Source organism: Bacillus sp. SIMBA_074 (genome assembly GCF_046534555.1).
Taxonomy (GTDB): Bacteria; Bacillota; Bacilli; order Bacillales; family Bacillaceae_G; genus Bacillus_A; species Bacillus_A mycoides.
Genome location: NZ_JAWRYM010000008.1, coordinates 1 through 14,429, shown reverse-complemented (window position 1 = coordinate 14,429; position 14,429 = coordinate 1). Strand labels below are relative to the sequence as shown.

The 14,429-nt window shown below is 35.0% G+C and carries 9 protein-coding genes and 1 pseudogene; 2 read left to right on the top strand and 8 right to left on the bottom strand.

Annotated elements, in window-relative coordinates:
- Window positions 1-201 precede the first annotated feature (201 nt).
- Window positions 202-1,506, top strand: coding sequence for a CitMHS family transporter (locus SB773_RS11445; RefSeq protein ID WP_410589978.1), 1,305 nt, complete (start codon window positions 202-204; stop codon window positions 1,504-1,506).
- 69 nt (window positions 1,507-1,575) lie between these two features.
- On the opposite strand, the gene SB773_RS11440 is transcribed toward SB773_RS11445, so the two are convergent.
- The 7 genes and pseudogenes from SB773_RS11440 to colA form a co-directional block, all read right to left on the bottom strand.
- Window positions 1,576-2,268, bottom strand: coding sequence for a response regulator (locus tag SB773_RS11440; RefSeq protein ID WP_044444439.1), 693 nt, complete (start codon window positions 2,266-2,268; stop codon window positions 1,576-1,578).
- Complete coding sequence (locus tag SB773_RS11435) at window positions 2,268-3,878, bottom strand: ATP-binding protein (RefSeq protein ID WP_002010387.1); 1,611 nt, start codon at window positions 3,876-3,878, stop codon at window positions 2,268-2,270. Before SB773_RS11435 ends, SB773_RS11440 begins: the two co-directional genes overlap by 1 nt.
- A gap of 307 nt (window positions 3,879-4,185) precedes the next feature.
- Window positions 4,186-5,004, bottom strand: a complete 819-nt coding sequence (locus SB773_RS11430; RefSeq protein ID WP_370671442.1) for a methyl-accepting chemotaxis protein — start codon at window positions 5,002-5,004, stop codon at window positions 4,186-4,188.
- Window positions 5,005-5,124: 120 nt separating this feature from the next.
- Window positions 5,125-6,162: pseudogene (locus SB773_RS11425) on the bottom strand (HAMP domain-containing protein); the annotation flags it as partial.
- 262 nt (window positions 6,163-6,424) lie between these two features.
- Window positions 6,425-7,999, bottom strand: a complete 1,575-nt coding sequence (gene floT, locus SB773_RS11420) for a flotillin lipid rafts scaffold protein FloT (RefSeq protein ID WP_060750494.1) — start codon at window positions 7,997-7,999, stop codon at window positions 6,425-6,427.
- Between the two features lie 12 nt (window positions 8,000-8,011).
- On the bottom strand, window positions 8,012-8,560 hold the full coding sequence (locus SB773_RS11415; protein WP_088032433.1) for an NfeD family protein: 549 nt from the start codon (window positions 8,558-8,560) through the stop codon (window positions 8,012-8,014).
- A gap of 398 nt (window positions 8,561-8,958) precedes the next feature.
- Window positions 8,959-11,856: a collagenase ColA gene (gene colA, locus SB773_RS11410; protein ID WP_410589975.1), complete on the bottom strand. Its 2,898-nt coding sequence runs from the start codon at window positions 11,854-11,856 to the stop codon at window positions 8,959-8,961.
- A gap of 226 nt (window positions 11,857-12,082) precedes the next feature.
- Between colA and opuD the strand changes: the two genes are divergently transcribed.
- Entirely contained in the window at window positions 12,083-13,633 is a 1,551-nt protein-coding gene (opuD, locus tag SB773_RS11405) for a glycine betaine transporter OpuD (RefSeq protein ID WP_113734799.1), read from the top strand.
- Window positions 13,634-13,854: 221 nt separating this feature from the next.
- Here opuD and SB773_RS11400 read toward each other — a convergent pair.
- A partial coding sequence (locus SB773_RS11400; protein ID WP_410589973.1) for an LPXTG cell wall anchor domain-containing protein occupies window positions 13,855-14,429 on the bottom strand: 575 nt, incomplete at its 5' end.

Sequence of the window (14,429 nt, the reverse complement as noted above, 5' to 3'; positions counted from 1 at the left end):
CTTGTACGAAGGCATTTATCTTTTTAAAAATTCAAAATTACCTCATGAACAAAATGATCAAAATAAAGATTATGTTTCTAATGATGTTATTTCTTTAATTATTTACCATTCGAATTGAACCTTTTATTATAAATAAAAAACCTTTTATCTGAATTTTCATTTTATATTGAAAGCGCAATCATTTTTTGAGGGGGAGATTACATGGTAGCATTACTCGGATTCTCAATGGTATTTGTCTTTATGTTTTTGATTATGACTAAACGTATGTCAGCATTAGTAGCATTAATATTAGTTCCAATTATTTTCGCATTAATTGGTGGCTTTTATGCGAATATGGGCCCGATGATGTTAGAAGGAATTCAAAAGCTAGCACCTACTGGTATTATGCTTATGTTCGCCATTTTATATTTTGGGATTATGATTGATAGTGGTTTATTTGATCCTGTTATTAGTAAAATTTTAAAATTTGTAAAAGGTGATCCTTTAAAAATTGTTGTTGGTACGGCTATCCTTACTATTATCGTTTCATTAGATGGGGACGGAACAACAACATATATGATTACAGTTTCCGCAATGTATCCACTATATAAACGTCTTGGAATGAATCCACTTATATTAGCTGGGATTGTTATGTTAGGAGCAGGTGTGACAAATCTTACACCTTGGGGTGGACCAACAGCTCGGGTTATGAGTGCTCTTGGACTTGATGCATCAGAACTCTTCACACCACTTATACCAGGAATGATTGCTGGTGCAATTTGGGTAGTTTTCGTTGCCTATTATCTTGGAAAAAAAGAAAGAAAACGTTTAGGAATTATGGATGTACAATATTTAAAACAAATGCAAACAATGGATGAGCAAGCTGCGACGGTTGAAGCTGCCGTGCATAAACGCCCTAAACTTCTATGGATTAACTTTTTATTGACCGCTACATTACTTGTCTGTCTCATACTAGAAGTTATGCCGCTACCTGTTCTATTTACAGTCGCTTTTGCTATTGCTGTTATGATTAACTATCCTAACTTAGAACAGCAAAAAGAGCGTATTGCGTCTCACGCTGGAAACGTATTAGCGGTTGTTTCTCTCGTCTTTGCTGCTGGAATTTTCACAGGTATTCTATCTGGAACAAAAATGGTAGATGCAATGGCTCAAAGTGTTGTTACTCTTATACCAGATGCACTTGGCCCCCAACTTCCAATTATTACAGCTTTACTAAGTATGCCGTTCACATTTTTCATGTCTAATGATGCCTTTTACTTCGGTGTATTACCTATTTTAACGAAAGCTGCTGCCGCTTACGGAATTAGTGCAGCAGAAATGGGACGTGCTTCGTTACTCGGTCAACCTGTTCACTTACTGAGTCCCCTCGTGGCTTCCACTTATTTATTAGTCGGAATGGCCAAGGTTGATTTTGGTGAACACCAACGATTCACTTTACTTTGGGCTGTTGGAACGACAATGGTTATGTTGATTACTGGAATTATAATTGGAATTATTCCAATATAAGATGAAACTAGAAAAAACAGTAGAGGAAATGTAATAATCCTCTACTGTTTTTATTGTTGTAAAAATCCCCTATGAAGAAACGCGGAAATACCTTCTTTCTGGCCTTCCCACACTTCCATATATGAGCTCTGCATGCACTTTCTTTCCAGAGATCAAATACTCTAAATAGCGCCTAGCAGTTGATCGGCTTACACCTACCATTGAACTTAGTATCTCTGCAGTAATTCCCTCTTCATTAATAGTTAGCATATGCTTTTTTATTTTTGCTAACGTTAAAGGATCGATTCCTTTTGGCGCATATTCTATTGGATTTGCCTGCACCCCTCTTTGGGACCATAGATGTTCAATCTGTTCTGAAGATAATTGAGCATTTTTCTTTAACTTCGTAATCTTCTTTTGATAACTTTCTAAACTTGTTTTAAACCGATCAAATGTAAGTGGCTTTACAATATAATCTGTTACTCCGCCTCTTAAAGCATGTCGCACTACATCCGTCTCTGATGCGGCTGTAATCATAATAATATCTGTATCATGCAAATTATGCCTAATATATGTGACGAGTTCAGTCCCTTGCATGTCAGGTAAATATACATCTAATAAAACGAGTTGTGGCTTTACAAACTCTAACCATTCTTTCGCCTGTTCCCCAGTCGTTGCTGTTCCAATTACTTTAAACCCCTCAATTTTTTCAGTAAAACGACGATGAATTTCCGCAATCCGAATATCATCTTCTACAATCAATACTTCAATCCCCTCATTCATTACAATTCGCCTCTCTCTTTCGGTAATGCAATGATAAATAAAGCACCACCTAAATCCCCTTTTTCAATCGCAATACTTCCATTTAAATCTTCCACTAACTCTTTCACTTTCGCTAATCCATATCCACGTTTTTCGCCCACTTTCGTCGAAAAACCTTTATAGAATATACTTGTAATTATTTCATCATGAACACCTTGTCCTGAATCTTCTACTTCAATTAATATTTCTTCCCCAATATCTGTTACAAACATTCTTACTTTCTTATCATGATCTTGATTTCTTTCAATTGCTTCAAATGCATTCGTGATCAAATTCCCTAAAATAGAAACAACGTAATTACTCTCAATATGCGGACTTAACTCTTCTAAACTACTTTCCCGATCTAACATAAAATCAATCTTCAACTCTCGCGCCCTATTATAAAATCCAATTAAAATCCCACCTAACCATGGATTTTGAATTCGTTTCATAATAAATTGAACGAACTCTTGATATACTGCCGTTTCCTTATGAATAAGCTCTAAAGCATCTTCATAAGACTCTAATTGAATAAGACCTGAAAGCGTATACAATAAGTTGTTATATTCGTGCGTTTGCGCCCGCAATGCCTCTGTATACTGCCGTGTTTGAGATAATTCCGCTGTTAATTGATCCATCTCAGATTTCAAGCGCAAGCTGGATACTACACCAGTTACTTTATGATTAACTTTAATAGGTAGGCGATTGGCAATAACATCCTGTCCCTTTATATTTAATTGGCGATCAAATTGTTCTTCTCCGGTTTGAAGTACATCCAGTATCGATGAATTAGGAATAACATCTAAAATAAATTCTCCCATTATATTTTGTTGTTTATCTAAAGAAAGGATATCGTATGCCGCTTGATTTACTAAACTAACCATTCCATTTTTATCGATTACTACAATCCCTTCACGTACAGATTGAATAACTGTACTATGCTCCTCGTATAAAGATGAAATTTCTTCTGGCTCCATTCCAAACATCATCCGCTTAATACTTTTTGCTAAATATACAGAGCCTATTATCCCAATTAACAGACCTGTTATTGTAATCCAAAACACACGCTTTCCATACACTTCTATCGCTCCATGAATATCATCCATTGAAAAACCAACAGATACTACACCAATAATTTCATTATCCTGATTACGAATCGGGACTTTTCCGCGTAGTGAAGGCCCTAATGATCCCGTTGCTTTCGAAACGTAAGATTCCCCTTCTAATAGAACCCCTTCATTATCTCCGCCAACCATTCTCTCTCCTATTTTATCTCGCTTAGGATGCGCATAACGAATACCATCTTTATTTCCAACTACAATAAAATCAGCATCTGTTTCGATTCGAATTTTTTCTGCAATTGGCTGAATAATAGAAGCTGGATTTTCTTTTTGAAAAGCTTCCCCGATTTCCGGTATAGCAGCAACTGTTTTCGCAACATACAGCGCTCTTTTTCCGATTTGGTCTTCTACTGTTTCAGATAATATGTAGTAAAATAAATAACTCGTTAACAGCAGTACAACAAGAATAAGTGTACTAATAGTTAATGTAATTCTCGGTTGCAGTTTCAATTTCTTCAATTTCAAAATCATTCCCCTAACATTACTGAAGATAGAATTTAAAGAAAATACAGTTTTTTAATTATCACCTTTTATCATAACACGGTTACTATATATTTCTTTATCTTTATCTTCATAAAGTGAAACTTTAATCAGTGGGGGTTTTGTTCATCCCCCACTGATTATTAGCCTTCACCAATCGGGCATCTACGTGCCGCCCGACTCCCACCTAACTTCTTTGCTCCAGCCGAATTATGAGGTGGGAGTTTTACTGCCCACAAATAGCGGGATAAAAAAAGAAACGAAGTAAAATTACTACCTCGTTTCTTAATGCTTGTTATTACACTTTAAATTTACCAATCATCTCTTGTAATTCTTCAGCCATTCGCGATAAGTGAACTGCTGCTGAATTTATTTCTTCTACTGAAGCTACTTGTTCTTCAGAGGAGCCAGCAATATTTTGAACGCTTGCTGCATTTTCTTCAATCGTTGCTGCAATTTCATTAATAGATGCACTTACTTGTTTTGTATCTATCGTCATTCGCTTCGCTACATCTACCATACTATCAATTTGTACAACTGTATCATTTGTAGATTTCAATATTTCTACAAAGCTTTGCTTCGCCTCATTTGCAACTACAAGCCCTGATTGTACCTCTGTACCAACTTGATTCATAGAACTTACAGTTTCTTTTATATCAAATTGTATCTCTTTCACTAACTTTCCAATTTCCGTAGAAGACTGTCCCGATTGTTCCGCTAGTTTACGTACTTCATCTGCTACAATTGCAAAACCTCTTCCTTGCTCTCCAGCTCTTGCAGCCTCAATTGCAGCATTTAATGCTAATAAGTTTGTCTGCTGTGCAATATGTTGAATCACTTCTAGAATAGCTCCAATTTGCTTCGACTTATCATCTAATAAAGAAATGACTTCGTCTGACTGTGACACAGACTCATGAATTAATTGCATTTGATTCACAGTTTGTTCAACTAACTTTCCACCATCTTCAGCTTTTTGCTTCGTATACATAGAGGCTGTGGATACTAATGAAGAGCTATCCGCAACACGCTGAATTCCTTCTGTAACTTCTTCTAACAGAGTCGCTCCTTCTTCAACTTCCCGCGTTTGTATTTCTGCCCCACTCGATACTTGTTCCATCGCCCTTGTAATTTGTTCTGTTGCTTCACTTGCTTGCTTCATACTAGCCGTTAATTCTTCCGAAGAAGCTGCTACATGACCAGCTGAAGTATTAATATTTGAAATTACATCATGTAATGATGCTGCCATCTCATTAAAACTTTCACCTAACTGTCCAATTTCATCCCTCGAACGAACAGCAATTGATTCCGTTAAGTCACCTTCGCTAATTTTCCTCGCTGATATAACAAGTTGCTTTAACGGTTTAATAATAGAAGCGATTATGAAGTAAATTACAATTCCACCAATTATTAACGAGATACCAATAACAGTTAATGTTTTATAGAAAATAGGTTCAGCCGCTTCAATTATTTCTTTTGAAGGCATAATTCCTGCTATTTTCCATCCAGTTTGCTTATTTGTTTTAAAGGTAAGATTACGATCCTCACCATCTAATGAGAATTTAAAATCACCTATTTCCTGCTTGTACAGCTCTTTTTCAAGTTTCTCTTCTACCTTATCCCCCGGCTTTAACGTTGGATGTGCTACTACATTTTTATCTTGATCAAAAATTGCAACATACCCTTCTTTACCGATGTTAACCATTTTTGAAGTATTTACAATATCATTAATAATTAAATCAATACCGAGAACGCCACTTTTATCTTCATTTTGTTTTGCTATTGTAACAACAATATTTCCTGTCGTTTTTGATTTATATGGAGCTGTGATAATTACTTCACCACTTTTTTTCACTGCCTCTTTATACCAATCTCTTTCTGTAGGATTATACCCTTCTGGCATTTGAAGTACCGGTGATTGAATAAATTGTCCATTACTAGATCCAGTATATATTGCTTCCATTTCTGGATGTAATTTATTATATTCTTCTAATTTATTTTGCACGTTTTGAAGCTGATCTGCTTGATAGCTCGCTCCAGTGAATAATTTTGTAAAATATGCTGCGTCTACTTTCTTACTATCTAACTCTTTATTAATTACATTATTTAAAACCTTCACGTTATCTTTTGCTGATTGCAAAATTGTTTCATTAAAATTTGTCTTCGCCTGCTGATAAGACGTCCAACCAATTACAATACTTGGAAGAATTAAAATAATAATAAATGATACAAGTAACTTTGTTTTTAAGCTTCTACTCCTTAATTTTCCTTGAAACATATTCCTACCCCTCCATACCGTTTTAAATGCAATTACTTTACATTTAATCTCTTTATACAAATCATACGATTTAAATGTATTGATGAGACCCTCTTTCTCTTTTTCCTCATCTTTCTCTACATTTAAAGTATTGTTACATACCTTTTTCATTCTATAGAATTTAAATAATTAAAACAATATATAAAAATGTACATTATTCGAAATATTATATTTCACGAAAGAACCTCTAGTATCCCATTTACTAGAGGTTCTTTCCACCTTACTATTTTTTATCTTTTTCTACTTCTTTTTTCTCATCTTCTACTACTGATACTACAGGTTTATCATTTGATAGTTGCTGCACGGCACCTTTTCCAGCAAACCCTTCTAATAACTCTTTTAAATCAATACCAGAAGAAGCTTTTAGTGTTTCCTGCATTGTTGCCATTAAATCAGTCGCATACCCTGCAACTTTTCCGGCGCCGCTATTCTTTCCACCACCGCCTGTATCAACGACTGTAATTTTATCAATGTTGCTAAGTGGACTCGCAATTTCTTTCGCATAACTTGGAAGCATTTTAAGAACCATATCCATAATCGCGGCTTGCCCATATAATTCAAATGCTTCTGCAATTTTTTGTTTCGCTTCTGCTTCTGCTAAACCTTTTAACCTAATAACATCAGCTTCCGCTGTACCTTGTGCCTTTTGTACTTCTGCCTTTGCCTGACCTTGTGCTTTTTCAATTTCTGCTTTTGCTAAACCTTCTACACGAACTTCTTCTGCACGTGCTCTTGCTTCTGCTTCAATTTTATATTGATCCGCATCTGCTTTTTTCATTTGTTTTACTTTTTCCGCTTCAGCTGATTGTTCAACAGCATAGCGATCTGCATCTGCCTTTTTCTTTACTTCTGCATCGTATTGCTTTTCACGACGCGCAATCTCTTTTTCTTCTAACTCAATTTGCTTTTCACGCTCAATGATTTTAACTCGCATTTGCTCTTCTGTAACACCTTGTTGTGCTTTCGCTTGTTGTAATTCATAAGAAAGATCTGCATCTGCGCGAGCTTGTTCTTGGTCTCTCTTATAAGATTGTACTTTTAATTCCTTATGCTTTTCAGCTTCAGCAATTTGTGCATCACGTTGATATTCTGCTTCTTTTGCTTCTTTCTCAGCACGAGCTTTTTCAATTCGTGCCTCTTTTTCACGCTCTGCATTCGCAACTGTTGCATCACGCTTAACCATTGCAATTTGCGGCTGACCAAGTGCATCTAAGTAGCCGTTTTTATCCATTATTTCTTTAATTGTAAAGGAAACGATGCGAAGTCCCATCTTTTTCAAATCAGTAGAAGCCACTTCATGCACCTTTTGTGCGAATTGCTCTCTATTACTATAAGCATCTTCTACTGTCATGGAAGATAAAATAGCACGTAGATGCCCTTCTAAAACTTCTTTTGCTTCTACTTTTAACTCTTCCGTTTCTTTTCCTAAATATTGTTCAGCTGCTGTAGAAACTTCTTCAATTGTCGATCCTACTTTAATAATAGAAACACCGTTTACTGTAATTGGTACACCTTGTTTCGTATACGTATCACGTGTTCCAACTTCTAATTTGTAGTTTAATAAGCTAAGAAGTTCTGCTCGTTGCATAATTGGAACAACGAAAGTACCACCACCGCGGATAATCTTGATCTTCTTTCCATCATCAGTGATAACAACATTCTTTCCACCACCAAGCCAGTTCCCTGTTACAATTAATGCTTCATCTGGACCAACTGTACGATACTTCGTAATGAATACTAAAATGAGTAGAAGTAAAATTGCGAGTAAAACTCCACCGATAATTAATGGAATCGTCATGTAAATTCCCCCTTATAATTTTGGTTTCTTTAAAGAATAAGCGATGTTTTGTACAAGCAAAACACCATCTTGAACTCCCTCGATAATGACCTCGGTTCCTTGTGAAATATCTTTTTTCCCAATTGTTTTCGCTGGTATTGCATTACTTCCAAATTGGGATGAGATTAATACTTCTCCAAATCCTTCTTTCGGAATCGATATAATTACTTCTCCTTTTCGTCCAATAAATTCATCCATGCGGTGCATTGTATTTTGCTCTGCCTCTGCAATCGGTTTTAAAATTAATATTTTCATTATGAAAACACCAATAAAGGATATAGCAAATGAGCCACCAAAAATAATAATGCTATTAAAGGAAAATAAATATTCTCCTATATAACTAAATCCACATAACATTGCAAAAAAACTAAGTAATAAAGTTACAATGGATACAGATCCTCCACCAAAGCTAAATATTGATTCAAATATATCTCCAAAGAAGATATAAATGACAGTAAGTATAGTTGCAATTATAAATCCGTATAAATAAATTGTTTCAAGTGGATAACCAAACAAGACCATTTCTTATCCCCCTTTCTTAAACAATCCCTTTTTTGTTATGTGTATGCCCCACCTCTTTCAAAAATCATTAATCTTAATTTTCAGTTATTTACTTTTTAAAGAAAAACCTGTAAGACAGGTCTCTAAAAAAGAACAGGAGAAACCTATTGTGACAGGCTCCTCCTAGTAAATAACCGATATATTGTATATCTATATAATATACTATTTTCCACAAAAAGTAAAGTTAAACATACATTGGAAGAGTACTTATTTTATCCCGCATTAACGGGCAGTAAGACTCCCACTTCAAAATTCGGCGAATGCGCGGAAGTTAGGTGGGAGATCAACTGCCCGTAAATGCCCGATTGGTTCAACTAATAATCAGTGGGGGATGAACAGAACCCCCACTGATTAAAGTTTCACTTTACTGATAATGTGTATGTTCCATCACCATTATCATATTTATATACATACAAGTAATACTTACCTGGTTTTGCATTAAATTTTGCTTCTATATGATTTCCATTAGCTTGACCGTAAGCTGCGTAATTTTGCATATCTGATTCATGGTGAAGTACCCATGTCATCCCGATTCCATACTCATTTAAAACAGAAATATCGATATCTTTCGCTGATGCGACATTAAATGTATAAACATCGGTATGATCCCCACCGATAAGGCTACCTTTTATAGTAGTGTTTAACCCAATACGATTTGCTTCCTCTGAACGATTATTTGGTTCAGATTCTGTTAAACTCCCATCTTTAATCGTAACAGTTGTTTCATTTCTGCTCTCTTTACCTTTATCATCTTTTACTCTTAACGCTACTTTATAAGTTCCTTCTCTTTCATATGCATGTACTGGATTAACTTCTGTACTTGTACTTCCATCCCCGAAGTCCCATAAATAAGAAACGATTTTTCCATCTTCATCGTTTGACCCATCACTTTTGAATTGAATTCCTTCTTTTACAAGCCCATTATAAGGTCCGTTTACATTAACCGTTGGAGCTTTATTTTCTCCGTCATCTTTTGCGATACCGTGGAAAACTACATCATATTCAAATTGATTAGAGCTATTCACACGATAATTAACGAAGTATGCTGTAACCGTTTTGTAGCCACTCCATTCTTTTTGCGTCAATTGTTCTAAAGCCTCATTTACTCTTTTACTCATTGCTTTCCAGTCTTCTGATTCACCTTTTGTTACACTACCTGTAAACGTGCCTTCTAATGTAAATGTATTAAAGAATTGAGATGTATGCTTTGTCATTTTTGTATCTTTCATAGACAACGTTTCACTAATTTCTTTCTTCACTTCTGTTAGTGCTTTTGGTGCATGTTCAGCTAAATAATCATCTGCTACTTCCGGCACATTGTACTTATCTTGATTATCAATTAGCTGCTGCATATACTCTTGATACTCTTTATTTAACTTAGAATCTTTACTTAAAGTCTCACGATACGTATCATAATTTCCCACATCATTCGCACGAATTAAATCTTGAATTTTATCAAACGTTTCAAATTGATGAGTATATAAGTAAGACTGCAATGCGAACGAGTAGTTATAGAAATCCCAAGAACCATATTTAGCAAATAGTGTACGCTCTGCTGTATAACGGCTTGCAGGATCAGATGATAATCCACTAATGATGCTCTTTCTTGGTACAACGTTATTTGTACGAGTAGATCCTGCGAAAAATTCTGCATTCCCTTCTTGGAACCAAGTTAATCTTTCATTTTGATACATATCCCCTCTTCCAAATAAACCGGGAACTTCATATCTCCCTTGAAGATAATGAGTAAACTCATGACGGAATAACTCTTCTAAACTATAAATACTTTGCTCTGGCGTACGCTCATATGTAAAGAATGTGCCTGTCTCTTCAATATAAATCCCACCGTTGTTTGTTTCATATCCATACAATTGTCTATTTAACTGGTATTCGTCTGGAGTATTATAGATTACTATCGTTAATACGTCGTCTGCATTACCTTGTTCTAAAGCTTTGTCATTTCCGATCACACGGTGATATTGCGCTTTTACTTCCTTCGCAGCCCAATATAATCTCTTAATTTTTTCTTCTGACACTTTATCCCCAGTTTTAAATACAATAGATCCATCATCGAATGTATACGTTTTTGGTAAGTATTGCTCTTTTCCTTCTTTACGTATCTTCTCTAAATCTACCGTATTCCCGCTATAATCTTTCCCGTTATAGTTTGTTGTAATTTGTTCTACTGCAACAAAATACGGCTCACTTAAACGCGGGTACATATGCATTGCCTGTGTAACAACCTCTAATCCTTTATTTGGATTACTATGAAACTTACCTAAACGACTAGCAAAATAAATTCCATTATTAACGAGCCATTTATTTTCTGGCGTTACTTCATTTAGAAGAGCAATACGATTTATTTCATTAATAAACCCATCTACTTTTCCATACCACATCGTTTCATTCGCTTCTTTACGAGCCTCATTTAAGTAAGACTGTATATCATAATCAATGCCTTGCATCATATCGTATACAGCTTGTCCTTTCATACGATCGTCTACATATGTATGAAAATTATCATTATATTGTTTTAAAATATTCGCTGCGTATTGCACTGTTTCAACATCACTTGATGCATTACTAATTAATTTTCCGTATGCAGATACGACTGTATCTTGCTCATTTGTTCCAAGCTTAAAGTTGGGATTTTTCGCAATAGCTTTTAACGCTGGTAAACATTTGTCCTGGAAGCTTCTTTCATTTAAGTCGCTTAATTCATTATTATAAAATGCAAGATAAAAAGCTGAACGTAACACTTCAGTAAACGTTTGAATGCCTTTTGAATCATCTTTCGTAAATGTACTACCTCTATGAGCTAATTCGTCTATAATTACTTGCATTTTTCTTTTGTCTTTATAAAAAGCTTTTGCATCTTCATTAAACTGGAATAAGTCTGTAATTTGGTGCCACTTAATACTGCCTAACGTTTCAATTAATTCTTGATCATTCATTTTGTTTAAATCAGCCATTGAATAGCTTTCTTTAGCTTGCTTTACTGCCGAGTTCTTCGTAATAGATGCTGGTCGCTGTGAAAAATCTCCTACTTTTAAACGTTCTTGAAATGATAATGTTTCCTCGGCTTTAGAAGCGTGTCCGATCTCATCTACTGGTTTTTCAATTCCAACTGGTTTCGAATGCAATACATTATACGGTACCTTTTCTTCTGCTGATACATTCGTTTGAATTGCTCCGAGCGATAGAGCCATTGTACTAATACTAAGCATCACTTTATTAAACTTCGATTTCTTGTTCATATCATTGCCCCCTATTTAAATATTCCATTTACGAAATTAACATATTATCTAGATAAAATGATGTAAAATGCAATATTTCATATGATTTCTTCCTACATTTTGACCATATCGTGAACAAGATTTTCCTTATACACAGCTATCATAAAAAATGAATTTTTTGACAATTATTAGATTTATTGTTATGATTAATATAATTGTTAACTTTATTAAATAAAGGTGGGATTCTATGATAAAAAAAGAAAACAGTGTATTCTATATCTCCATCTTGCTTACAACCTTATTTATTATATGGGGTGTAATTCCAGCAGGCTGGATACAAGGCTATGATTTACAAAGCGTTACTTCTTCCTTAAACTCATTTATCCTCAATAAGTTTGGTTGGTTTTACTCTCTACTTATGACCACAATGATTTTTTTAGCTGGTTATTTAGCATTTTCAAAATATGGATCCATTCGTCTTGGTAAAGATGATGAAAAACCGAAATATAGTTACCTCTCTTGGCTTTCCATGTTATTTGGAGCAGGAATGGGAATCGGACTTCTCTTTTATGGAATTACTGAACCCATTTCACACTTTGGGGCACCGCTTACTGGCGAACCTGGAACTGAGGAAAGCGCTAAACTTGCTATGCAATATTCATTTTTCCACTGGGGCCTCTTCCCTTGGTCACTTTATGCAATGGTTGCTCTAACAATTGCATATTTTACATTCCGAAAACAAAAAGGTAGTACAATTGGTGCTACAGTTACTCCATTATTTAATCGATCGAAAAATTCTCCTATTGGAAAAACAGTCGATATTTTAGCTGTTTTAGCAACTGTATTTGGGATTGTACCTTCTGTCGGAATCGGTGCACAACAAATCGCTGGAGGATTAAGCTATTTATTCCCTTCTATCAATAATACAATTGGTACACAACTCGTACTTATTGCCATTTTCACTGTACTCTATTTAACAAGTGCACAAACTGGCTTAGATCGTGGGATTAAATATTTGAGTAACTTAAACTTCTCCCTCGCCGGAATATTACTCGTTTCCTTTTTAATTTTAGGACCAACTGTCTTTATCATGAAGTATTTTACTTCTACACTAGGTTCTTATATTGGAGCACTACCAAGCATGGGATTAAATTTAGGTGCTTTTAGTAAAGAATCTTCTTCTTGGATTGAAAATTGGACTATTTTCTACTGGGGTTGGTGGATCTCTTGGTCTCCATTCGTCGGTACTTTCATTGCTCGTGTGTCTCGCGGACGTACAATTCGTGAATTTATTATCGGCGTCGTATTAATCCCAACATTCATTTGTACATTTTGGTTCGCTGTCTTTGGTGGCACAGCTATTCATATGGAAATGTTCCAATCACTTGGAATCGCTGATGAAATCGCGAAAAATGGTACTGAAATTGGGCTATTCGCTGTCATTTCACACTTACCATTCTCAACTTTCTTAACCATTATCGGCTTAATTTTAGTTGCGACATTTTTCGTTACTTCTGCTGATTCTGCAACATTTGTTGTTGCTATGCAAACGAGTAACGGAAGCTTATCACCGAAAAATAGTTTAAAACTTATATGGGGATTAACAATCGCGATAATTGCCGCTATTTTATTACAGGCAGGTGGATTGAATGCACTACAAATCGCAGCTATAATTGCTGCGCTACCATTTTCTATTGTAGTCATTCTGATGGTCACCTCGCTCTTTAAAGAGTTGCGAAAAGAAGATGTTAATTCGCAAACGAAAGAAGTTCCGCAAAAAATAAAAAAGGTTATGTAACAATTGGCACCTCAAATTACTTCTGAATCCGTAATGACTGAGGGGAAAAAGTAAATTAATAAAACCCATTCGTATGAAAGTTATATTTCATACGAATGGGTTTTTTACTCTCTCTCATACAAAAAGACATCATCATATGCATGTTTCTAATGAAACTGCCATGATAATGTCTTCTCAAAAAAGAAAAAATAGTTATATATAATAATAAGATTAAACGTTATTTACTTCTTAAATAATCTCTTTCTAAATATGAACATACTTAGTGCGGAAAGAACAAGTGTTATTCCAGAAAGTAAAGTCGATGTGCTAGCTTCACCGCCTGTTGATGCTAAAGATTTCTTACCTTCCTCTGGCTTATTAGCATGTTGTTTATTTAAATTGTCTGCTTTTCTCTCTTCGTTTTCAATAACTTGATTATTCCCTTTTGGCTTTTGATTCAATCCAGTTGCTAATTCTTTTGTTGGTTCTTTTACTTCTTCTTTTACCTCTTCAACTTCTTTTGTTGGTTCTTTTACTTCTTCTTTTACCTCTTCAACTTCTTTTGTTGGTTCTTTTACTTCTTCTTTTGCTTCTTTAACTTCTTTTGTTGGTTCTTTTACTTCTTCTTTTGTTTCTTTAATTTCTTTCGCCGGCTCTTTTACTTCTTCTTTTGTTTCTTCAATTTCTTTTACCGGCTCTTTTACTTCTTCTTTTGTTTCTTCAACTTCTTTTATCGGCTCTTTTACTTCTTCTTTTATTTCTTCAACTTCTTTTACCGGCTCTTTTACTTCTTCTTTTATTTCTTCAACTTCTTTTA